20 protein-coding genes and 3 pseudogenes are annotated in these 21,223 nt (G+C 65.2%); 12 read left to right on the forward strand and 11 right to left on the reverse strand.

Annotated elements, in window-relative coordinates; genetic code table 11:
* The first annotated feature begins 74 nt into the window (after positions 1 to 74).
* Genes ACX82Z_RS23290 through ACX82Z_RS23300 form a run of 3 tightly spaced genes read left to right on the forward strand, consistent with a single transcriptional unit; the run spans position 75 to position 4,376 of the window.
* Entirely contained in the window at positions 75 to 2,018 is a 1,944-nt protein-coding gene (locus ACX82Z_RS23290) for a TRAP transporter permease (RefSeq protein WP_459912264.1), read from the forward strand.
* 1 nt (position 2,019) lies between these two features.
* Positions 2,020 to 2,829: an enoyl-CoA hydratase-related protein gene (locus ACX82Z_RS23295; protein WP_133357809.1), complete on the forward strand. Its 810-nt coding sequence runs from the start codon at positions 2,020 to 2,022 to the stop codon at positions 2,827 to 2,829.
* Complete coding sequence (locus ACX82Z_RS23300) at positions 2,826 to 4,376, forward strand: AMP-binding protein (protein WP_459912267.1); 1,551 nt, start codon at positions 2,826 to 2,828, stop codon at positions 4,374 to 4,376. Before ACX82Z_RS23295 ends, ACX82Z_RS23300 begins: the two co-directional genes overlap by 4 nt.
* A 15-nt stretch (positions 4,377 to 4,391) precedes the next feature.
* Here ACX82Z_RS23300 and ACX82Z_RS23305 read toward each other — a convergent pair whose 3' ends face one another.
* From ACX82Z_RS23305 to ACX82Z_RS23325, 5 genes are all read right to left on the reverse strand, one after another.
* Positions 4,392 to 5,237, reverse strand: coding sequence for a MaoC/PaaZ C-terminal domain-containing protein (locus ACX82Z_RS23305; protein ID WP_459912269.1), 846 nt, complete (start codon positions 5,235 to 5,237; stop codon positions 4,392 to 4,394).
* A gap of 25 nt (positions 5,238 to 5,262) precedes the next feature.
* Positions 5,263 to 6,189 (reverse strand): electron transfer flavoprotein subunit alpha/FixB family protein, encoded by a 927-nt coding sequence (locus tag ACX82Z_RS23310; protein ID WP_459912271.1) that lies wholly within the window; start codon positions 6,187 to 6,189, stop codon positions 5,263 to 5,265.
* Positions 6,189 to 6,947, reverse strand: coding sequence for an electron transfer flavoprotein subunit beta/FixA family protein (locus ACX82Z_RS23315; protein ID WP_459912272.1), 759 nt, complete (start codon positions 6,945 to 6,947; stop codon positions 6,189 to 6,191). Before ACX82Z_RS23315 ends, ACX82Z_RS23310 begins: the two co-directional genes overlap by 1 nt.
* 87 nt (positions 6,948 to 7,034) lie before the next feature.
* Complete coding sequence (locus ACX82Z_RS23320; protein ID WP_459912274.1) at positions 7,035 to 7,379, reverse strand: MaoC/PaaZ C-terminal domain-containing protein; 345 nt, start codon at positions 7,377 to 7,379, stop codon at positions 7,035 to 7,037.
* Positions 7,376 to 7,555, reverse strand: a complete 180-nt coding sequence (locus tag ACX82Z_RS23325) for a hypothetical protein (RefSeq protein WP_459912276.1) — start codon at positions 7,553 to 7,555, stop codon at positions 7,376 to 7,378. Before ACX82Z_RS23325 ends, ACX82Z_RS23320 begins: the two co-directional genes overlap by 4 nt.
* Before the next feature lie 294 nt (positions 7,556 to 7,849).
* On the opposite strand from ACX82Z_RS23325, the gene ACX82Z_RS23330 reads away from it, so the two are divergent.
* From ACX82Z_RS23330 to ACX82Z_RS23360, 7 genes and pseudogenes are all read left to right on the forward strand, one after another.
* The gene (locus ACX82Z_RS23330) at positions 7,850 to 8,104 is read left to right on the forward strand and encodes a hypothetical protein (RefSeq protein ID WP_459912277.1); all 255 of its coding nucleotides are present in this window, start codon (positions 7,850 to 7,852) and stop codon (positions 8,102 to 8,104) included.
* On the forward strand, positions 8,101 to 9,219 hold the full coding sequence (locus tag ACX82Z_RS23335; protein WP_459912279.1) for a thiolase family protein: 1,119 nt from the start codon (positions 8,101 to 8,103) through the stop codon (positions 9,217 to 9,219). Before ACX82Z_RS23330 ends, ACX82Z_RS23335 begins: the two co-directional genes overlap by 4 nt.
* Positions 9,216 to 9,557 (forward strand): hypothetical protein, encoded by a 342-nt coding sequence (locus ACX82Z_RS23340; protein WP_459912281.1) that lies wholly within the window; start codon positions 9,216 to 9,218, stop codon positions 9,555 to 9,557. Before ACX82Z_RS23335 ends, ACX82Z_RS23340 begins: the two co-directional genes overlap by 4 nt.
* Before the next feature lie 56 nt (positions 9,558 to 9,613).
* Positions 9,614 to 10,939, forward strand: coding sequence for a Rieske 2Fe-2S domain-containing protein (locus tag ACX82Z_RS23345; protein ID WP_459912282.1), 1,326 nt, complete (start codon positions 9,614 to 9,616; stop codon positions 10,937 to 10,939).
* Positions 10,936 to 12,161: pseudogene (locus ACX82Z_RS23350) on the forward strand (CaiB/BaiF CoA transferase family protein). The gene ACX82Z_RS23345 and the pseudogene ACX82Z_RS23350 overlap by 4 nt, the downstream one beginning before the upstream one ends.
* Positions 12,158 to 13,381: a CaiB/BaiF CoA transferase family protein gene (locus ACX82Z_RS23355; RefSeq protein ID WP_459912284.1), complete on the forward strand. Its 1,224-nt coding sequence runs from the start codon at positions 12,158 to 12,160 to the stop codon at positions 13,379 to 13,381. The pseudogene ACX82Z_RS23350 and the gene ACX82Z_RS23355 overlap by 4 nt, the downstream one beginning before the upstream one ends.
* On the forward strand, positions 13,378 to 14,343 hold the full coding sequence (locus tag ACX82Z_RS23360; protein ID WP_459912285.1) for a PDR/VanB family oxidoreductase: 966 nt from the start codon (positions 13,378 to 13,380) through the stop codon (positions 14,341 to 14,343). The genes ACX82Z_RS23355 and ACX82Z_RS23360 overlap by 4 nt, the downstream gene beginning before the upstream one ends.
* Positions 14,344 to 14,431: 88 nt before the next feature.
* Here ACX82Z_RS23360 and ACX82Z_RS23365 read toward each other — a convergent pair whose 3' ends face one another.
* Genes ACX82Z_RS23365 through istA form a run of 4 tightly spaced genes read right to left on the reverse strand, consistent with a single transcriptional unit; the run spans position 14,432 to position 18,374 of the window.
* Positions 14,432 to 15,484, reverse strand: a complete 1,053-nt coding sequence (locus ACX82Z_RS23365; protein ID WP_459912287.1) for a nitroreductase family protein — start codon at positions 15,482 to 15,484, stop codon at positions 14,432 to 14,434.
* Positions 15,481 to 16,062, reverse strand: coding sequence for a CoA transferase (locus ACX82Z_RS23370; protein WP_459912293.1), 582 nt, complete (start codon positions 16,060 to 16,062; stop codon positions 15,481 to 15,483). Before ACX82Z_RS23370 ends, ACX82Z_RS23365 begins: the two co-directional genes overlap by 4 nt.
* 45 nt (positions 16,063 to 16,107) lie before the next feature.
* Positions 16,108 to 16,851, reverse strand: coding sequence for an IS21-like element helper ATPase IstB (gene istB, locus ACX82Z_RS23375; RefSeq protein ID WP_427207147.1), 744 nt, complete (start codon positions 16,849 to 16,851; stop codon positions 16,108 to 16,110).
* Positions 16,852 to 16,862: 11 nt separating this feature from the next.
* Complete coding sequence (gene istA / locus ACX82Z_RS23380; RefSeq protein WP_253126725.1) at positions 16,863 to 18,374, reverse strand: IS21 family transposase; 1,512 nt, start codon at positions 18,372 to 18,374, stop codon at positions 16,863 to 16,865.
* A gap of 192 nt (positions 18,375 to 18,566) precedes the next feature.
* Here istA and ACX82Z_RS23385 point away from each other — a divergent pair.
* Positions 18,567 to 18,763: pseudogene (locus ACX82Z_RS23385) on the forward strand (IS3 family transposase); the annotation flags it as partial.
* A 148-nt stretch (positions 18,764 to 18,911) separates the two neighbouring features.
* Positions 18,912 to 19,186, forward strand: a pseudogene (locus tag ACX82Z_RS23390) (helix-turn-helix domain-containing protein); the annotation flags it as partial.
* A gap of 64 nt (positions 19,187 to 19,250) precedes the next feature.
* Here the strand turns inward: ACX82Z_RS23390 and ACX82Z_RS23395 are convergent.
* Positions 19,251 to 20,150 carry a LysR substrate-binding domain-containing protein gene (locus tag ACX82Z_RS23395; protein ID WP_109614934.1) on the reverse strand — a complete coding sequence of 300 codons (900 nt, stop codon included), beginning with the start codon at positions 20,148 to 20,150 and terminating at the stop codon, positions 19,251 to 19,253.
* Between the two features lie 77 nt (positions 20,151 to 20,227).
* Positions 20,228 to 21,223, reverse strand: a 996-nt coding sequence (locus ACX82Z_RS23400; RefSeq protein ID WP_459912289.1) for a YeiH family protein, incomplete at its 5' end; no start/stop codon positions are given.

Consider the following 21,223-nt stretch of genomic DNA (forward strand, 5'->3'; position numbering starts at 1 on the left):
GCGCATCCGTGCGTCGGGCCTTCCGCTGTCCCTGCGTCGGGCGCGACGCCCGGCAACAACGAAGGCTCCGGACAATGACCAGGCTCTCACAGTGGATCATATTCGCCTTTTCCGCGCTCGGCCTCCTGCTGACGGTGAACCAGACCTTTCTGTTCTCGCGCGTGATCGGCGTGGTTATCAACGGGCAGACATTCCTTTACGTGCTGACGCTGGTGTTCTTTCCGATCATCTTCCTGATCACGCCGCGTGCGGCGCGCACCACGGGAGAGGTCGGCCTTCTTGACTGCGCGCTCTTCGTGCTCGCCTGCCTGTGCTCGGGCTACCTGATCCTTCACGCCAACGACATCATCTATTCGAACTGGCAGTTCACGGCCCCGACCCAGGCGCAGCTTGTCGCCGGGCTTACCTGGCTCCTGGTGCTGGAAGGCGCGCGCCGCACCAATGGCTGGCCGCTGACGATCGTCGTGCTGCTGGTCTCGCTCTACCCGACCGTCGCCGACCACATGCCGGGCCCGCTCAATTCCATGTCGCTGCCCATCTCCGATGTCGCGGCCTACCACCTCTACAGCTTCGAAAGCGTTTTCGGCGTGCCGATGCGGGCATTCGCCGATCTTGTCGTCGGCTTCATCGTCTTCGGGTTGGCGCTGCAATTCACCGGCGCGGCGAAGTTCTTCAACGATGTCGCCTTTGCCCTCATGGGCACGGTGCGTGGAGGCGCGGCCCACGTCGCCGTGGTGTCGAGCGCGCTGCAAGCCTCGATCAGCGGCAGCGTGATCTCGAACGTCATGACCAGCGGATCGGTCTCGATCCCGGCGATGAAACGCACGGGATTTTCCGCCTCCTACGCCGGCGGCGTCGAGGCGGTCGCGTCCACCGGCGGCGTGCTGACCCCTCCCGTGATGGGCACCACCGCCTTCATCATGGCGACGTTCCTGTCCATTCCCTACACCGAGGTCGCCCTTGCGGCCGCCATCCCCGCCGCGCTTTTCTACATCGGCCTCCTGCTGCAGGTGGACGCCTACGCCGCACGGCGTGGCCTCAAGGGCTTGCCGCGGGCCGAACTTCCCACCCTCGCCGAGGCTTTCAAGGGCGGTTGGCACTACTGCCTCGTCTTCATCGCGCTCATCACCATGCTGGCCCAGGGCATGAACGAGAGCCGCGCGGCCTTCTACGCCACCGGCCTGCTCCTTGTGGTCAACCAGTACCGGCCCGAGAACCGGGTCGGCCTCGCCGGCCTCCGCGAAATGATCACCGGCATCGGACGCGGACTTTCGGAGATCATCGCGATCATCCTCGCGATCGGCATGATCGCGGGCGGGCTGGCGGCCACCGGCATCCTCAGCACGCTGAGCACCGAGCTTGTCTTTCTCGCCGGCGACGCGCCGATCATGCTGCTCATAATGGGCGCCCTCACCTCCTTCGTGCTCGGCATGGGGATGACGGTTTCGGCCTGCTACATCTTTCTCGCCATCGTGCTGGTGCCCGCACTGGTCAAGGTCGGGTTCAACCCGCTCGCGGTGCATCTCTTCGTCATGTACTGGGGCATGCTCTCCTTCGTCACGCCGCCGGTCGCCATCGCCACGTTTGCCGCCGCGGCCATCGCCAAGGTCCCCGCGATCAAGATCGGCTGGCACGCGATGCGGCTCGCCTCGGTGATGTACTTCGTGCCGTTCTTCTTCGTGATGAACCCGGCGCTGATCCTGCAGGGCACGCCTTACGAGATCGTCACCTCCATCATCACGGCGGTCTGCGGGGTGGCGGCGGTATCGTGGTCCCTGCAAGGCTACATGCTGGGCGTCGGAGGGATCGCCAACTCGGTCGCGGGCGTCGCGACCCGGGCGGTGCTGATGCTGGCCGGGCTCATCCTGGCCTCCCCGGGCAACGCATCGCTGGGTCTCAACCAGCTCGAGTTCGGCGCCATCGGCATCGCCCTCATCGCCCTGTGCGCCCTCGCCATCCGCACCCTTCCCGGATGCGCCATGACCGCCCCCCTGTCCGCAAGTCCCGCCGGAGAATGAGATGACCGCACCCGATATCCTGCTGCGCGAAGAGATCGGCGCCGTAACGCGGCTGACCCTCAACCGCCCGGAACGGATGAATGCGCTGTCCGGCCAGCTCGCCCGCGCGCTCGAGTTGGCCCTGGCCGACTGCCTGGCGCCCGGCAGCCCGACCCGCGCCCTGCTCATCACCGGAGCCGGACGCGGCTTCTGCGCCGGGGCGGACCTGACGGAACGTCTTGAGGTTCCCGAGGGCGGCACGGTGCTCGAAACCTGGTATCATCCGATGATCCGCCGGCTTCGGACCTGCCCGCTGCCCGTCGTCGTGGCGGTCAACGGCATTGCCGCCGGGGCGGGCATGAGCCTCGCGCTTCTCGGCGATATCGTGACCTGCGCCGAAAGCGCCTCCTTTCTGCAGGCCTTCGTCAAGGCCGGACTGGTTCCCGACTGCGGCGCAAGCTGGCTGCTGCCCCGCCGCATCGGCGAGGCCCGGGCGCGCGAAATGGCGCTTCTGGCGGAACGGCTTCCGGCGGCGCAGGCGCTCGACTGGGGCCTGGTCAATCGCGTCTTTCCGGACGAGAGCCTGCAGTCGGAAAGCCTCGCCCTCGCAACCCGGCTCGCCGAGGGGCCCGTAAACGCACTGAGCCGAACACGCGGGCTGTTCGAAGCCTCGCCCTGCAACGATTTCGAAGCGCAGATCGCCTTTGAGGCGAAGATGCAGTCCCAATGCTCGGGCGCACCCGAATCCCGCGAGGGCCGCGCGGCCTTTGCCGAGAAACGGACGCCCGATTTCATCAACATTCCCCTTGCCTCCCGGGAGCACACCACATGACCCTGACGCAGACAGCCATCCGCGACCTGAAAGACGTGCAGCAGCCTGCGGAAATCATCACCGGAGACCGCACCGTCACCCAGGAGCAGATGGAAGCGCGGGTCGCCCAGGTGGCGGGGGCGCTGAAGCGCGACGGCCTTTCGGAGGGCATGGTGGTGTCGCAGCTGATGCGCAACGACACGCCCATCATCGAGGTCAACATCGCCGCACAGCGGCTGGGCTGCTATTCCGTTCCGCTGAACTGGCACCTGGCCGGCCCCGAGCTGCTCTATGTCATCGAAGATTGCGCGGCCGACATGCTGATCGTCCACGCCGACCTGCTGCCGCTGGTGCAGGGCGGGCTGCCCGGGACGTGCCGCGTGGTCGTGGTGGCGACGCCGCCCGCCGTGGCCCGGGCGTTCAAGCTCGACCCGTCGCAATGCGCCGTTCCCGAAGGCATGACGGATTACGAAACCTGGATCGCCGCGGCGGAGCCCCACAGCGGCCCGATCCCGCTTGATCGCGGCGTCATCATCTATACGTCCGGCACCACCGGAAAACCCAAGGGTGTGAAGCGCAACCCGATGACCCCGCAGGAGGCGGAGCGCAACGCCGCCACCTTCAGGGCGACCTATGGCATCGCGCCCGATATGCGCGGCCTGCTGGTCACCCCGCTCTATCACGCCTCGCCCAACGGCTTTGCCCGCTACGCCGCCACCCGCGGCCGCCTGCTGGTGATCACCCCGCGCTTCGACCCCGAAGAGTTCCTTGCCCTGATCGAGAAACACCGGATCAACGTGGTCACCGCCGTGCCGACCATGTTCGTCAAACTGCTCAAGCTGCCCAGGGAGGTGCGCGAGAAATACGACGTCTCCTCGCTGCGCTGGATCAGCCATACCGCCAGCGCCTGCCCGGTCGAGGTCAAGCAGGGCCTGATGGAATGGTTCGGCCCCATCGTGCACGAGATCTACGGCGGCACCGAGGTTGGCATCGCCCTGCATGCGACGCCTGAAGAGTGGCTCGCCCGCCCCGGCACGGTCGGGCGCTGCGTTCCCAACGCCGAGATCCGCATCTATGGCGATGACGGCAGCGTGCTGCCCACGGGCGAGGCGGGCGAAATCTACGTGCGCAACGCCAACTACGCCGATTTCACCTACATCAACAATCCCGAGGCGCGCGCCGAGTCGGAGCGCGACGGATTCATCAGCATCGGCGATGTGGGCTATCTCGACGAGGCGGGCTTTCTGTATATCAGCGACCGCAAGCGCGACATGGTGATCTTCGGCGGCACCAACATCTACCCGGCGGAAATCGAATCCGAGCTGATCCAGAGCCCGGATGTGGTCGATTGCGCGGTGATCGGCCTGCCCGACCCGGAGTTCGGCGAAGTTCTCGCCGCCTATATTCAGCTAGCCCCCGGCGCCAAGCCCGACCCGGAGGCGATCCGCCATTACCTCGAGCCGCGGCTGGCCAAGTACAAGATACCGCGCATCATCCATTTTGCCGACAAGCTGCCGCGCGAGGAAAGCGGCAAGCTGATGAAGCGAAAGCTGCGCGATCAGGGCTGATCGCGCAGCGCGCGCTCACGCGAAGCGCGCGCGTCCACCCGTCAGCACGACCAGGTCCCGCTCCTCGACCGAGGCTTCGAACAGCACCTCGCCGGCTTCCCGCCAGAACGTCACCCGCAGCGTTTCGCCCGGAAAGACCGGACGGCTGAACCGGCCGGAAATCGCGCGAAGCGCTTCCGGCGCATCGGGGCTGAGCTGCTCGATCAGTCCGCGCGCCGCCATGGCAAAGGTGCAGAGCCCGTGCAGGATCGGTCGTTCGAAGCCCACCGCCTTCGCCCGTTCGGGGTCGGCGTGCAGCGGGTTCATGTCGCCGTTCAGCCGGTAGAGCAGCGCGGCCTGCGGCAGGATCGGCAGCACCGCTGCGCCATCCGCCGCCCGCTCCGGCCGCGCCCAGCCATCGCGCTCCGGCGGGCGGCCGCCAAAGCCGCCGTCCCCACGCAGCGCGTAGGTCGAGACAAGCCGCGCCACCGCCGCACCGGCCGTGTCGGTCAACACCCGCTCCACGTCCACCACGGCGCCCTTCTCGGCGCCCCTGTCCCAAAGACCCACAACCCTGGAGCGGGCCACCATGTCGGCGTTCAGCGGCAGCGGTCGGACCACCTCCAGCGCCTGCGCCCCATGCACCAGCTTGCGGTAATCCAGCCCGGCGTTGTCGAACCACATGCCGGGGCTGCCCAGCACCAGCGGCATGGTCGGAAACACCTGCAAGTCCTTCTCGTAGACATGTCGCAGGGCCCGCGCGTCCAGCGGGTCGGCCCCGATCCCGAGGCCGAGCGCATAGAGCATCGCATCCTTCTCGCGCACCTTCACGGGCACATCGGCAAAGTCGAAATCGCGAACCCGGGTCTCGTCGAGCGGCATGGTCAGATCTCCTGTATCCTGGCGTTCAGAGCTTCTCGATCAGTTCGGGCACCGCGGTGAAGAGGTCCGCGACGAGGCCATAGTCGGCGATCTGGAAGATCGGCGCCTCCTCGTCCTTGTTGATCGCGACGATGACTTTCGAATCCTTCATGCCCGCGAGATGCTGGATCGCGCCGGAGATGCCCACGGCCACGTAGAGCTCGGGTGCGACGACCTTGCCGGTCTGGCCGACCTGCCAGTCGTTCGGGGCGAAGCCGGCGTCGACGGCCGCGCGGGAGGCGCCGACGGCGGCGCCAAGCTTGTCGGCGAGCTTTTCGATCAGCGCGAAATCATCCTGCGAGCCGACGCCGCGCCCGCCGGAGACGACGAAGCCGGCGGAGGTCAGCTCGGGGCGGTCCGAGACCGCGACCTTGTCTTCGACCCACTCCGAAAGGCCCGGATTTTCGCCGGCGGCGGCGGTTTCGACAGAGGCGGACCCGCCTTCGCCGGCGGCGTCGAAGGTCGAGGTCCGGAAGGTGATGACCTTCTTTTCATCCTTCGACCTGACCGTCTGGATCGCATTGCCGGCATAGACCGGGCGCTCGAATGTATCGGCGTCGACCACGCCGGAGACATCCGAGAGCACCATCACGTCAAGCAGAGCGGCGACGCGCGGCATCACGTTCTTCGCATCCGTCGTGGCGGGCGCGACGATGTGGGAGTAATCGCCGGCAAGGGAGACGATCAGCGCCGCGGTCGGCTCGGCAAGGCGGTGGCCCAGCGAGGGATCCTCGACGACGAGGACCCTCGCCACGCCGTCGATCCTGGCGGCGGCTTCCCCGGCTGCGGAGGCCGAGGCCCCGGCACAGAGCACAGTCACGTCGCCCAGCCTCGCGGCGGCGGAGACGGCCTTGGCGGTGGCGTCCATCGCCAGTTCGCCGTCGGTCACTTCGGCAAGAAGGAGAACAGCCATCAGATAATCCCCTTTTCCTTGAGCTTCGCCACCAGCGTGTCGACATCGGGCACGATCTCGCCGGCCTGCCGGGTTTCTGGCTCGGAGGTCTTCACCACCTCGAGGCGCGGGCTGACGTCGACGCCGTAGTCGGCGGCGGTCTTCTCATCCAGCGGCTTCTTCTTGGCCTTCATGATGTTGGGCAGGGAGGCGTAGCGCGGCTCGTTGAGGCGCAGGTCCACGGTGACGATGGCGGGCATCTTCACCTTGATCGTCTGCAAGCCGCCATCGACCTCGCGGGTCACCACGGCGTGCTCACCCTCGATCTTCAGTTCCGATGCGAAGGTGGCCTGCGACCAGCCCAGCAGGGCCGAAAGCATCTGGCCCGTGGCGTTCATGTCGTTGTCGATCGCCTGCTTGCCGGCAAGCACGAGGCCGGCGCCTTCTTCCTCGGCGATCTTCGCGAGAAGCTTGGCGACGGCCAGCGGCTCGATGTCCTGGTGCACATCATCGGCGGCCACCACGAGGATCGCCCGGTCGGCGCCCATGGCCAGCGCGGTGCGCAGCGTCTCCTGCGCCTGTTTCACGCCGATCGACACCGCGATCACCTCTTCGGCGGTCCCGGCTTCCTTCAGCCGGATCGCCTCTTCGACGGCAATCTCGTCGAACGGATTCATCGACATCTTCACATTGGCGAGATCGACACCGGAACCGTCCGACTTGACCCGGACCTTCACGTTGTAGTCGATCACCCGTTTCACAGGTACCAGCACCTTCATGGGGTCTCTCTCCTTGCGCCAGGGGCGGCATGACGCCGCTTCGGGACAGGAATACGACTAATGGTCCTACAATCAACCAAAAATGCGCTAATAGGCAAGCGTCAGGGCAACCGCGACGAGCCCGGGACGCGTCTTGCCTGCGATCTCCATCTTGAAGTTGCGCCGGATCATCAATCCGCCCCGGTCCGGCTCGGCATCGGTGACCTCCATATGCAGCCGCACCCGGTCGCCGCTTTCCACCGGTTCGGGAAACCTGAGTTTCTCGTACCCGTAGTTCAGCGCCCGCCCATGCGCCGTGACCCGGAAGATCTGGCCCGACAGGCCCGGCACCAGCGCAAGCGTCAGCAGCCCATGCGCCAGCGTCCGGCCCCCCGGCAACTCGCGCGCCGCCCGCTCGACATCCAGGTGATACCAGTTGTTGTCGCCCGTCACCGCGGCGAACCGGTCGCGGCCAAGGCTTCGGTCGATCTCAGGTTCAGCGCGGGAAAGGTTCCGACAATGCCGGCGCGGCAGGCTGAAATCACCAGCTCGGGCCCGGAAGCCAGAAACATCGGCGCGGCGATGACAGGCAGTTTCAAACGGTCCTGAAAGTCTCGGATCTGGGTCATCTGGTCTCCTTACACTCCTCTCCGGTTCGCCGGCGGGGCGGCTTCGGTCGATCGTAGCGCCTCCGCTTGCGAGGCAATTTTGCAATTGATCTAATGGTCAGTCCATTATACAACCAGTCCAATGAAGTCCATATCAACCCTCTCAAAGGGCCGTCCGCGCCCTGTTCCCACAAAGGAAACAGCCGTCTTCTGGGAGAAGGCCGCCGAAGGCGCCCTCTTTTGGGCAAATGCACCTCATGCGGGCGGATGGCGCCGCCGCTTTCGCCGCGATGCCCGGACTGCCTCGGCGACCAGATGAGCCCGATCCAATGCTCTGGCCGCGCGACGCTGGCAGGGCGCACGGTTCTTCACATCCCCGGCTATCCGGGACAGGAGATGCCGGCCACGCTGGCGCAATGCGCGATCGAGGAAGACCCGCGCATTCTGCTTGTCGCGCTCGATGCCGACGACGTCACCGCATCGCTGGCTCCGGGAGCTCCGGTCCGTATCGGATTTCGCACCGACGCGGATGGCTCCTATGCCATTGTCATGCCGGAGCGGGCCCTATGAGCGGTCGGGTCGTCATCGCGGGCTTCGGGGCTTCCGGGATCGTCGCAAGGTCCGAGCGGGGTATTGCAGCATTCGCCCTTGATGCCGCCACCGCGGCGCTCGCCGACGCCAAACTGGACCGTGACGCGATCGACGGATATGTGGGCGCGCCCTACGCGACCAATGCCGGCTCTCCCCATGCGGAGGGGGGAGACGAAATTTCGGTGAAGACCCTGGCGGCCATGATGGGGCTCCGCCTTACATGGGCGGCGGACCTGTATCGCCGCTATCCGACGGATATGGTCGGCAGCGCCGCCCATGCGCTGCTGTCGGGTACGTGCCGACATGTCCTCGGCGTGCGCGCCCTCCATGTGCTGCCCGATCTGAACTATGCCACCGGCACGGGCAACGATGCGTTCGGGCTAGATCAGTTCACCAGGCCCTACGGGTTCGGCACGGCCGGAGCGCGGTTTGCCGCGCGCGCCTGGGCCTACATGCAGCGCCATAGCGCCAGCCGCGACGATCTTTTCGCCATCGTCAGCCTGGCCCGGCGCAATGCCGCCGACAATCCGACGGCGATCTGGCGCGACAAGCCGCTGGAGCGCGACAAATACATGGCCGCCCGGATGATCGCCGAGCCACACGGGCTGTTCGACTGCGACATGCCGGTCTGCGGCGCGCAGGCCTTCGTGATGTGCCTTGAAGACGATCTGCCCGCCGGGGCCTCGCCCGCATGGGTGACGGGATGGAGCGGTTTTTCCCGCCCGGAACGGATCTGGCGGATGAGCGGCCGCGGGCCGGGCGATCTTGCCTCGGCGCAACTTTACGACGGCTTCTCCTCGATGGTCTGGGAGTGGCTCGACGGCTTTGGCATCACCTCCGTTGGCGGCGCCCCCGCCTTCATCCGCGAGGGGCGCGCCGAGCGTGACGGCAAGTTGCCGCTCAACACCTTCGGCGGCGCGCTGGGGGAGGGGCGGCTGCACGGCATGGGACATCTGCGCGAGGCCTACCTGCAGGCCACCGGGCGCGCGGGCGCGCGGCAGGTCAGATCCGGCCCGGCGCTGGTTCAGGTCGGCCCGTACGACGATTCATCCTTCGTTCTGCTCGAGCCGGAACGCCCACGGACGAGCGCATGAAAGGTTCAGAGATGAAAGTCCGAGACTACCTGTCGATCCCGTACATTCTGGAGGCCCAGCCGATCGAGCGTGACGGCGAGTGGACCCGACGGCTGCGCTACCCCGAGTTGGGCGGTTTCGAGGCCGAGCACGAGGATGTCGAGCAAGCGCTGCTGGCGCTGGAGCGCATGCGGATCGAGGAGATCATGCGGCGTCTCCGGGCGGGCGAACTGCCCCCTGTGCCGCGCCCGCCGCTGGAAACCACCGACCAGGGCTGGTGGGCCCGCTTTCTCGGGGTTGGCGGGCTGGTCCATGGCCAGCTCGACCGCCCCGCAACCGACCTCGCGAACAATGGATAAACGAAGTCACAAGGGCCGGCCCGCGCGGGCGACCCGACAGGAGGGAGACAAGAAACATGCTTTCACATCAAGATAACGAAACCCTGGTCCGTGTCGGCCCCGGCACCACCATGGGCGGGATGATGCGGCTCTATTGGATTCCGTTCTACGCCGCCGCCGACCTCGAGAAGGACGGCCAGCCGCAGACCGTCAAGCTGCTGGGCGAGACGCTGGTCGTCTTCCGCGACAGCGAGGGCAATGTCGGCCTGGTCGATCATGTCTGTCCCCACCGGGGCGCGCCGATGTCCTTTGCCCGCAACGAGGATTGCGGGCTGCGCTGCGTCTACCACGGCTGGAAATTCGACGTCGGCGGCAATGTCACCGACATGCCGGCCGAGCCGGTGCGCTCGCGCCTGAAGGAACGGGTGAAGCTCAAGTCCTACCCCTGCGTCGAACGCAATGGGGTGATCTGGACCTATATGGGCCCCGAGCCCGAAGAGAGCCGCCCGCCCCTGCCCAATCTCGAATGGAACCTCGTGCCCGAGGAAAACGTGGTGGTGACCTTCCGGGTGCAGGAATGCAACTGGCTGCAGGCGCTGGAAGGCGAGATCGACAGCGCCCACGCGCCGATCCTGCACGGCCGGATCGACGATGGCGGCGTCGTCGATCAGTGGCTCGCCAAGCGCGACCTGCGCCCGACCTTCGAATGCATGCGGCAGGATTTCGGCATGTCCATCGCCTCGCGTCGCGTGCTCGACGAGGACACGCTGTACTGGCGGGTCAACCAGTTCGTCATGCCGTTTTACAGCCTCGTGCCTCCGCAGGCGAACGAGTTCTACGAACTGAGCGGCCATGCCTGGGTCCCGATCGACGACGAGAACACGCTTTGCATCATGTTCTCCTATCGGCCCAACGAGCCGCTGCATCCCAAGTCGCGCAAGGTTTTCCTCGAAGGCCATAACGGGCGTGAAACGGGGCATCCCAGCAAGAACGGCTATGACGACCAGGGCGCGCTGGTGCCCTATGGCCGCTATGTGAGCAAGTACCGCCGCGACACCGGCTGGCTGTTCGACCACGACCTGCAGAAGACGACCTGGTTTTCGGGTCTTCCGGGGCTCTGGGTGCAGGACGCCGCCTGCCAGTCGGGCGTGATGCGGGTCTATGACCGCACGCTGGAGCATCTGTGCACCTCGGACACCGGGATCGCCATGACGCGGCGGATGTTGCTCGAGGTCGCGCATGCCTTTGCCGAAAGCGGGGCCAAACCCGAGCGGTTCAGCGATCCCGACCTCTACATGGTGCGGGCCATCTCGATGAGGCTGCCCAAGGATCAGGCGTGGGTCGATTCCGGCAAGGAGCCGATGACGGCGAAACTCGGTGAAGGCTTCGGATACGAACTATGACGCAGGCAAAGACCGCACTCGATGGCGTGCGCGTGCTGGAGATTTCCGCGCTCCCGGGCGCCGTGGCCGGAAGGGTTCTGGCCGATCTCGGGGCCGAGGTCATCAAGATCGAGCCGGAGGGGGGGAGCCGTTTCGCCGCGCCCTTCCCCTCGTGCCGACCCTCGAGGGCGAGGAAAGCGCCGCATGGCTGGCCTTCAACCATGGCAAGAAGAGCGTGACGCTGGACCTGGCGAGCGACGCGGGCCTCCGGGACCTCGCCGAGCTCAGCGCCACGGCCGATATCGTCGTGTCGGACTGGGAGCGCATTGACCTCGACGAGATGGACCGGCTGGCGAAGGTGGCCTGCAAGGCCAACCCGGCATTGGTCTGGACGGAGATCCTGCCATTCGGCCGCGGCGCGCCCTACGAGCGTTACGCCGCCACCGACACCACGCTTCAGGCGCTTGGCGGGCACCTCTATCTCAATGGCGACGTCGACCGTCCGCCGGTGCGTATCAGCTTGCCGGTCGGTCTGATCCAGGGCGGCGTCGAGGCGGCCTCCGCTGCGCTCATGGCCTATTACCACCGCCTGAAAACCGGCGAGGGCCAGCGGGTGGATATCTCCGTGCAGGAGTGCATCGTCTGGACCCTGCTCAATTCGACGATGACCTGGCAGATCCTCGGCCTCAACGAGATGCGCGGCGGGGCGATCCGCAAGGAACGCGCCAACCGGTTCTTCACCCGGCTCGTGTGGGAAACGAAAGACGGCTTCATCTTCTTCGGCCCGGTCGGCGGCGGCGGCGGCGCGGCGCGCGAAAAGTCCTATGCCGCGCTGGTCGCCTGGATGGCGGAGGACGGCTTTACCGACGAAATCCTCACCCGCCACGACTGGAACGGCGACGGCCAGTTCTTCATCGAGCAGGAAGACTACGACGCCGTGACAGAGGTCATCGTGCGGTTCATCAAGACCAAGACCACCGACGAGCTGATCGAGCGGGCGGTGCGCGAACGCATTCTCCTGGCGCCGATTTCTTCGGTGCAGGGGGTGTTCGAAAACCCGCAGTTCCGCGCGCGCGGCCTGTTCTGCCCGTTGGAGGACGACCAGCGGGGCCTCTCCGTCGAGCTTCCGGCCCGCTGGGCGAACCTCTCCGTTACGCCGCTGCTGCCGCCCCGCCCCGCCCCGAAAGCCGGCGCCGACACCAGCGCGCTGCTATCCCGCGAGACCGAAGGAAGCCCGGCATGAACGCACAGTCCAAGCCCGCCGTCACCCCCGCCACCGGCATCTTCGCCGGGCTGAAGGTCGCCGATTTCACATGGGCCGCCGCCGGCCCGATCGTCACCAAGCAGCTCTCCGACAACGGTGCGACCGTGGTGAAGGTGGAAAGCTTCAAGCATCCCGACTCGATCCGTCTTGGCGGGCCGTTCATCGACGACAAGCCGGGCATCAATCGCTCCGGATTTTTCGCCGATTTCCACTCCTCCAAGCTGGGCATGTCGGTGGACATGAGCAACCCGGACGCGATGGAGATCATCCGCCCGCTGATCGCATGGGCCGACGTGGTGGCCGAGAGCTTCCGGCCCGGCGTGATGGCCAAGTGGGGCCTGGACTTCGAGAGCCTGCGCAAGATCAATCCGCGCATCGTCATGCTGTCGTCCTCGCTCTACGGCGCGGACGGGCCCTGGGCGCGGCATCCGGGCTATGGCGCGCAGGGCCAGGCGCTTGCGGGTCTGCATGGCATGACCGGCTGGCCCGACCGGCCGCCCGCCATGCCCAAGGGCGCCTATTCCGACAGCGTATCGCCGCGCTACGCGCTCTCCGCCCTGCTCGCCGCGCTGATCCACCGCGAGAAGACCGGCGAAGGCCAGCATGTGGAACTCAGCCAGATCGAGGCCACCTCGCAGCTGCTGGCTCCCGAGCTGCTCGCCTACCAGGTGACCGGCGAACAGGCCACCAGAAGCGGAAATCGCAAGATCGGCTCCATCGTCCACGGGGTCTATCCCTGCGCGGGCGAGGAGCGCTGGATCGCGATCGAGGCGGTCGATGAAGCCCAGTGGCGGGCACTCTGCGAGGTGCTCGGCGACGCCGATGCGCTGGAGCGGGCGCGCAGCGAGGGCGACAAAGCGCTGGACGAGGCCATAGCCGCGCTGACCGCACCGCTGGACCCGTTCGAGCTGATGGCGGCGTGCCGCGACGCCGGCGTGCCGGCAGGCGTGGCCAACAAGGGCTCCGACCTGCTGGAAGACGACGTCTTCATCGCCCGCGAGCACTTCTGGCCGCTTGAGCACGCCGAAATGGGCACGCTCAAATACAATGGCCCGGCCTATCGCTTCGAAAAGACGCCAAGCGAGCTGCGGTTCGCCTCACCGCGCCTGGGCGAGCACACGGATCAGGTGATGACGGAGATCCTCGACTTCGACGACGCCGCCATCGCGCGGTTCCGCGAAGAAGGAATCCTGCAATGAGCGAGGCCACCATTCCCGTGCGCGTCAAGCAGATGCGCCATGAGGCCGACACCGTGGTTTCGGTCGCGTTCGAGACACTGGACGGCTCCGACCTGCCCAAGGCCGCGCCCGGCGCCCATGTGGACGTGATCCTGCCCGACGATCTGCGCCGCAGCTACAGCCTGACGCGCGAGATCGCCTCAGGCCACGCCTGCACCGTCGCAATTCACCGCGACCCGCAGAGCAAGGGCGGCTCGGCCTATATCCACGAACGCCTTCGGGTGGGCGACAAGGTGCGGATATCGCGGCCCAAGAACAACTTCCCGCTCGATGAAACCGCCGAAAACTCGGTGCTGATCGCCGGCGGCATCGGTATCACTCCGATTCTCGCCATGATCCGCCGCCTGACGGAGCAAGGGCGGCGCTGGGAGCTGTTCTATGCCGCGCGCAGCCGCAGCGCGGCCGCCTTCCGCGAGGAGCTGGACGCCTGCGCGCAGGCCAGCAATGGCAAGGGCAGGGTCAACTATCACTTCGACGACGAACAGCGCGGCTCGCTGGTCGACATCAAGTCCATCATGGAAGGCAATCCCGAGGCGCATTTCTACTGCTGCGGCCCCGAGCCGATGCTGGCGGCCTACGAGGCCGCGGCCAGGGCCGTCCCCCGCGCGCAGGTGCACGTGGAGTATTTCTCGGCCACCGAAGAAGCCGCCCGCGATGGCGGTTTCGACCTGGTGCTCGAGCGTTCCGGCAAGACCCTGCATGTGGAAAGCGGCAAGACGATCCTGGATGTGCTGATCGAGAACAACGTCTCTGTGCCGTTTTCCTGCAGCGAGGGTGTGTGCGGCACCTGCGAAACGCGCGTCATAGAAGGCCGCCCGGATCATCGAGACATGATCCTGACCGACGAGGAACGCGCCAGGGGCGACACCATGATGGTCTGCTGCTCGGGCTCGAAATCGCCGCGTCTGGTGCTGGATCTCTAGATCCGGTTCCCGATCATGACGAATCATGATCGGAAAGATTGCCGGTCCACAAACAAAGCTGGCGGGCAAGTTTGCCGATCTGGTTGCCTCAATCAGATCGGACGCCGTACTGGCGCGCCAGAGGCGGGTTCAGGCTCAGCGCCGTCTCCACCGGCTGGCGCTGGGACCGGCAGACGCTGAGGCTCTCGGGCAGGCGCCCGAAGCCCATCAGCACGATTATCAGATGCTCGTCGCCGAGCCCGATGGTGCGGCGCAATCCGCTGTCCACCTCGCGGGTGACCGACCAGTTCAGCATGCAGGCGCCAAGCCCCTCGGCGTGCAGCGCATAGGCCAGGGTCATTGCAAACAGTCCGCCGTCGACCCAGGCCTGATAGCGCTCGCCGGCATGTTCCCAATGGCGCAGGTCGCTGGTGATCACCGCGATGCCGGCCAGTTCATGGCCGAAGGTGCGGTTGCCCGCCTGATGCTTGCGCACCGCCTCGATCATCGCGGGATCGGTCCAGACATGGGCGTGACAGGTCTGACGGTTGCAGCTCGAAGGCGCTTGCTGCGCCGCCGCGACCGCCCGCGCGATCACGTCTTCGCCCACGGGGCCGGGCGCAAACGCGCGGATCGAATGGCGCGCCTTCACGAAGCGTGCGAAATCCACTTGCGCGTCCGCCTGGATCGCCTTGCGCGTAACCGTCTCGACGCCGCCTGACAGCGCGCCCATGGGTATCCGCACCCGTTGCAGGGCGTCGCTGACCGCTGCCGGGACGGTCGCTTGTGCGTTGAAGGCGGCCCAGGCCTCCAGCACCCGCAGGCCGATTTCGCAGGCCGCCGGTTGCGCGCCGCCGTCGAGAAGGTCGCCCGCGAGACGCTCGGCGCGCGCCAGGCCAAAGCCAGGGCGGGCCGTCCTGAGCGCCATGCCGTATTCGAGAAAATGCGCGTCGGCCATGATCCGCGCCGACCGGCTCTCCTCCGTCCGCACGGTCCGCATCCACGCGTGTTTGCGAAAGCGCCGGGCGTCGTAGAAAATATTGCTCCAGAACTGCAGTTCGGCCGCGCCGCGCGCCCAGGCCCGGGCCAGCGGACCCCTGGGCCTGGCGATCGCGCGCCCCGCCTCCGCCTTCGGGTCGGAGGTCCGTGCAGGGGCGCTCATCGGGTGCTTTCCGGCCAGCGCAGCATCTCGGCATTCGCCTCGCCCAGCGCCGGGATCTTCCGCCCAACCTCTGCGCGGCTCTGCGACATCCGAAACGGCGGGTTCGGCGCACCGAACCTGCCTGCGGCGTCCTCGACCGTGCCCAGCACGCCGCGCGCCCTGGAGATCGGATCTTCCAGCGCTTCCGCGACGGTTCGATAGCGCGAACAGGGCACGCCCGCGTCGTTGAAGCGCCGTTCGCAGGTTTCGGCGGTTTGGGTCACGGTCCAGCCCTCGACATGGGCCATCAGCTCGGCCCAGTTCGCCTCCCGCCCGGCGGGTGTAGCGAAGATCGGGTTGCCGCCCCAGGCGGGATCGCCGAGCACCGAGAGCATCGCCGCGAAGTTCTTGTCCGACAGCGGCACCACCATCACGAAGCCATCCAGTGTTTTGACCGGGGTGTAGACGTGGCGCTTCCGGTCTTGCGGAAACTGCGCCTGCGTATTCCGATGAAGCCGGCCATTGATTCCGAAACGAAGCCGGCCACCTGTTCCGATTTCATTCCGGCCAGCATTCCGATTTGAAGCCGGCCAGTCGATGCTCCCCTGGGTCGTTGTTTTGAATGGCTCCTGTTTGTCGTGCGGTCAAGCGGCGGATGGAGTGTGGCGCTGCTTTCGCAGGCTCTCGCCGCTGAGTTCAATGCGGTAGGCGCTGTGGACGAGGCGATCGAGGATGGCGTCGGCGAGTGTCGGATTGCCGATCATGTCGTACCAATGATCGATGGGCACCTGGCTGGTGACGATGGTGGATCGCTTCTCATAGCGATCTTCGATGATCTCGAGGAGATCGCGGCGCTGCTCGTCGTTGAGCTTCTCGGGACCCCAATCGTCGAGGATGAGCAGGTCGGTTCTGGCGAGTGCCTTGAGGACCTTCGGGTAGCGGCCGTCGCCGCGCGCGAGTGCAAGGGTGGCGAATAGCCTGGGCAGGCGATGATAGGCGACGGAGAAGTCCTCGCGGCATGCCTTGTGTCCGAGCGCGCAGGCCAGCCAGCTCTTGCCGACGCCGGCGGGTCCGATCAGCAGGAGACTGTGATGATGCCTGATCCAGTCGCAGCCGGCGAGCTTCAGGAACAGATTGCGGTCGAGGCCGCGGGCGGCGCGGAAGTCGATGTTCTCGACCTGGGCGTCATGGCGGAGCCTGGCGGCACGGGCTCTCGCCTCGAAGCGCTTCTGGCGGCGCGTCGTCGCCTCGCGCTCAAGAAGGAGAGCGAGCCATTCGCCATGCTCGAGGCTCCTCACTTCCGGTTGGGCCTCGAGTTCGTGATAGGCGCTTGCCATGCCGGAGAGGCCGAGTTCGCGCAGCATGTCGATGGTGGGATTGGTCAGCATTGTCTTGGTCCTCAATGAAAGTAGCCGGGGCCGCGCAGGTTTGCGTGTTCCATGACGGCGGCGGGTTCGGTGGAATGCCTGTTGGACTTGTGGGTGGCGATGAGTGCGGTGATGGTCTTGCAGGTCAGCCCGCCGATCTCGACGGCACGCGCCGACACAGCCTCGGCGCGCTCGCGGGGAAGATCGCGATAGAGGCGCAGGACTCCGAGGCATGTCCTGAAGCCCTGTTCGGGATGTGGCCGGCTGGCGAGAATGGCGGTGACCAGGCCTTCGGTCTCGGGACCGATCGACGCGCCCCAGCGCCGGAAACGATCCGGTGTCCACTCGGCGTAGCGCCGATGCGAACTCGGCATATGATCGGGGTCCGTGCCAAAGCGCGGCCCCCCATAGCGGCGCTGATGCGCGGCGATGCGCTTGCCACGGTGGAATATCTCGATCATCCGGGCGGTGGCACGGATATCGACCTGCTGGCGGATGAGGCCGTGCGGGACGGAATAGAAGAAGCTCTTGAACTCGACGTGATAATCCGTCGAGACCCGCGCCAAGCGCCATTCGGCGAACTCGTAGTCCTCTGCGGGAAGGGTTGCGAGGGCTGGGCGTTCGACCGTCTCGAAGAGATGCCGGCGGCTGACGCCGAGCCGGCGCATGACATGATCGTTGATGCGCGCGAGCATCTCGGCGATCGCGGCATTGGCCTCGGCAAGCGAGAAGAAGGTCTGCTTGCGCAGGCGGCCGAGAATGCAGCTCTGGGCAAAGCGCACGGCGTTCTCGACCTTGGCCTTGTCCTTCGGGCGTCGCGGCCGGGCCGGCAGGACGCCGACACCGTAGTGGGACGCCATCATGCCGTAGCTGCGATTGATCTCGGGATCATGAAAGCTGGCGCGGTTGACGCCGGACTTCAGGTTGTCCGGCACGATCAGCCGGGGCACGCCACCGAAGAAGGCGAACATGCGCACATGCGAGCCGATCCAGTCCGGGAGCGTCTGGGTCCAGGTGGCCTCGGCAAACGTGTAGCTCGACGCGCCGAGCACGCCAACGAACAGTTCCGCCTCCCGGACCTCGCCGGTCTTGCGATCGACGATCGGCACCTTCTTTCCGGAATAGTCGACGAAGACCTTGTCGCCGGCGGCGTGTTCCTGGCGCATCGTCGGCGACAGGCGTTGCTCGAAACCGCGAAACAGTTCGCAGAAGCGGCTATAGCCGTAACCGTCGGGATGGACGCTGCGGTATTCCTCCCAGAGGATCAGAAGCGTCACGCCCGGCTTCTTCAGCTCGATCGAAAGCTCAGCCCATTCAGGCTCCTGCCTTCGCCGCTGGCCCTGCTTGACCCCGGCGCGGGCGAAAAGACGATGTTCGAGCGCATCGTCGGTCAGCTCGCCGGGCAAGGGCCAGGCCAAGCCCGCTAGCGCCGCCCGCTTCAGATTGTCCTGCACGGTGCTGCGCGCAACGCCGAGCACCACCGCAATCTCGCGGCTACTTGTTCCGCTTCCGGCAAGCCGGAGCATCTGTCGTAATTGTCTCATGGTCAGCCTTCTCTTCGCCGGCATCAAAATCTCCTCGTGTACCGGGAGGCTTGATGCCAAAGTTGCTGACCCAGGGGGTATCGTTAGAGCCGAAAAACGGCCGACAATTGATTGGAATCGTGGCCGGCTTCAAATCGGAACGGTGGCCGGTAATTGATCGGAATGCCGGCCGGCTTCAGCTCGGAATCCGCACGCAAGGCGGTGTCGGACCTGACGCTCGAGAAATTGATCCTCAAAGAGGCCGCATCGGGAAACTTCTAAGCCCCGCCCGCCGTCGTCGCTGCGTCGACCATGTCATGGTGATGTTCTCTATCTCGGCGCGCTTTGCCTGCAAAGTCCTCGGCCAGCACCGTTCGACCCAGCGAAAGAAGCCCAGAGGCCGACCGGATTCCACGCTCGACCTTCAATCGCTGGTATGACCGTTTCCTTGCCGGCGGCGTCGACGCGCTGGAGGATCGGAGCCCCCGGCCAAACCGGGTCTGGAACCGCATCTTGCCGTTCTCGATTACAAAGCTGTCGGCGCCTTCGACCGCATCGCGAGCTGGCCTGACGGAGCGAACCTTCAAGCGGCGCTTCACGCAAGCAACGGGCATGAGCCCGATTGCCTACGTCCAGCGCCTTAGGATCGAAGAGGCCAAGCGCCGGCTGGAGCGGACCGAAGCATCCGTGGACGAAATTTGCTGGCAGGTGGCTATGAGGAGCCGGCGTTCTTCCGCCGCTTATTCAAGAGGGTGACGGGTCTGGCTCCAGGAAATTATCGCCGCCGGTTTCAGGTGCCCGACTATGCAAAGCAACCTTCTCGCTCAGAGTAAAAACCTTGTCCGCGCTGTCTGCCACCCAGACTGGCGCGCCATCTTCCCTGCGGTATCCACGTCCTCAGTCCGTCAATTCGATGTTGCGAGCGCGCTCAATCATCTCGATGAATCCCTGTACCGCAACTGTCTCATGGAAATCTCTGTGGCGTAGCATGAAAAAATGCCGCCGTGGAACAGGGTACTCGATGATCGCCATACGTCCGGTTTCTATGGCGAGGGCGATAACAAGCCTTGACGTTACTGTTACGCCGGCACCTGCTTCGACTGCGGCGACGACGGCTTCGTTCGATGGCAGCACAAGGGAGACGGAAACGTCGTTCACGGTGAGCCCATGGTCGGCGATCAACGATGAAACAATGTCTCGAGTGCCGGAGCCGATTTCCCGCAACACCCAGTTGACCTTCTTGAAATCAAGCGGCTCGTCCATTTGGACAGCCCACGGATGGCTGGGATTGGCAACAAGCAGCAACTCGTCGGAGGCGATTGGCGTCGCGTCTATGCGGGGGTCGCGCACCTCCCCTTCTACAAAGCCCAAATTAGCGACGCCTTCTCGCAAGAGAGCCGCTACTTGCGCCGTGTTGCCGATCGTGAGCGATACGGATATGCCTGGATGTGCCTCTTTGAATTTGTGCAGGTAACGCGGCAACCAGTAGTTCCCGACGGTCTGGCTCGCAGCGATATGGATCGTTCCACGGCGCAAGCCGGCAAGGTCAGCTAGCACATGTTCGGCCGCCTCCGCCCGGGCAAGCACTGCTTTGGCTTCCGCTAGGAAGGTATGGCCCGCACTAGTCAGTACGATGCCCCTGCCGACGCGATCGAACAGTTTAGTTTGATAGCGTGCTTCAAGAACTGCGATGGCCGAACTTGTTGCCGATTGCGTGAGATTGAGATCACGAGCAGCTTGCGTAACGTGTTCACGTTCGGCGACGGCGATGAAAATGCGTAGCTGTTCCAGCGTCATCTCAGTTCAGCTGCTTCCCCGCTCCGCTTAGAATGATTCTCATGCAAAACTCGACAATTCTATGGATTGAAGTCGATCTACAAAAGCTTTATCAGCACGAGGCTTGTTGCGGCAATGAAGATCGAAGCCGAGAATGCCAGCAGCAAGGGCTTAATACCTTTGGCAAGGATCTCCCCCACATTCGTCCGCAGCCCCATGGCTGCCAAGCCCATAGTGAGTAGAAACGTGGTTACCTTGGGAACGGTCGCCGTGAAAGCTTCTGGAAGGTCGACAAGGCTGTTGAGGGCAACCACGGCAATAAACCCAAAGACGAACCAAGGCACTGGAGCGCGGGCAGACACCTCGTCAGCCCGACTTCGCGAGGCCAAATAGCCAAGCGCGAGCACGAGGGGCGCCAGCATTGCGACGCGAGAGAGTTTGGCGATTGTGCTGATCTCGCCTGCCTCCATGCCGTTCTGGAAACCGGCGCCAATCACCTGTGCAACCTCGTGAATCGCCGTGCCTGCCCAAAGTCCATACTCTGCCGCTGAGAGCCCAAAGACCGGCATGAGCAATGGGAAGATGAACATCGCGACCGTGCCAAACAGAGTGATAGATGCGACGGCATAAGCCACATCTTCATCATCGGCATCGGTGATGGAGTTCGTTGCCACGATCGCGGAGGCGCCACAGATCGAGGTGCCAGCAGCGATCAGTTCTGCCAGCTTGCGCTCCACACCAAGAAGGCGCGCCATTCCCAATGTTGCAATAAAGGTTGCAAAAAGCGATACGGCAACGATGAGGAAACCACCCATGCCAACGGACTGGACCTGCGAAAAGGTGAGCTGAAAACCGAGCAGCACAATCGCTGTCCTGAGAATTGGACGTTGGCAGAAGGCGATCCCGGCAGCCGCGCCACGGGGAATCTCAATGATGTTTGCAAACATGATGCCCAAGATGACAGCGAGGATCATCGGGCTGAAAATGGCAAGCGCTGGGAAGCCACGCAGCGAATAGGCCGCACCACTGACGACCGCAGCAAGGAATATCCCAGGTAAGATATCCTGCAGCTTAGTCGTTATCCGAAAAGACGT

It is taken from the genome of Aliihoeflea sp. PC F10.4, from assembly GCF_054612275.1.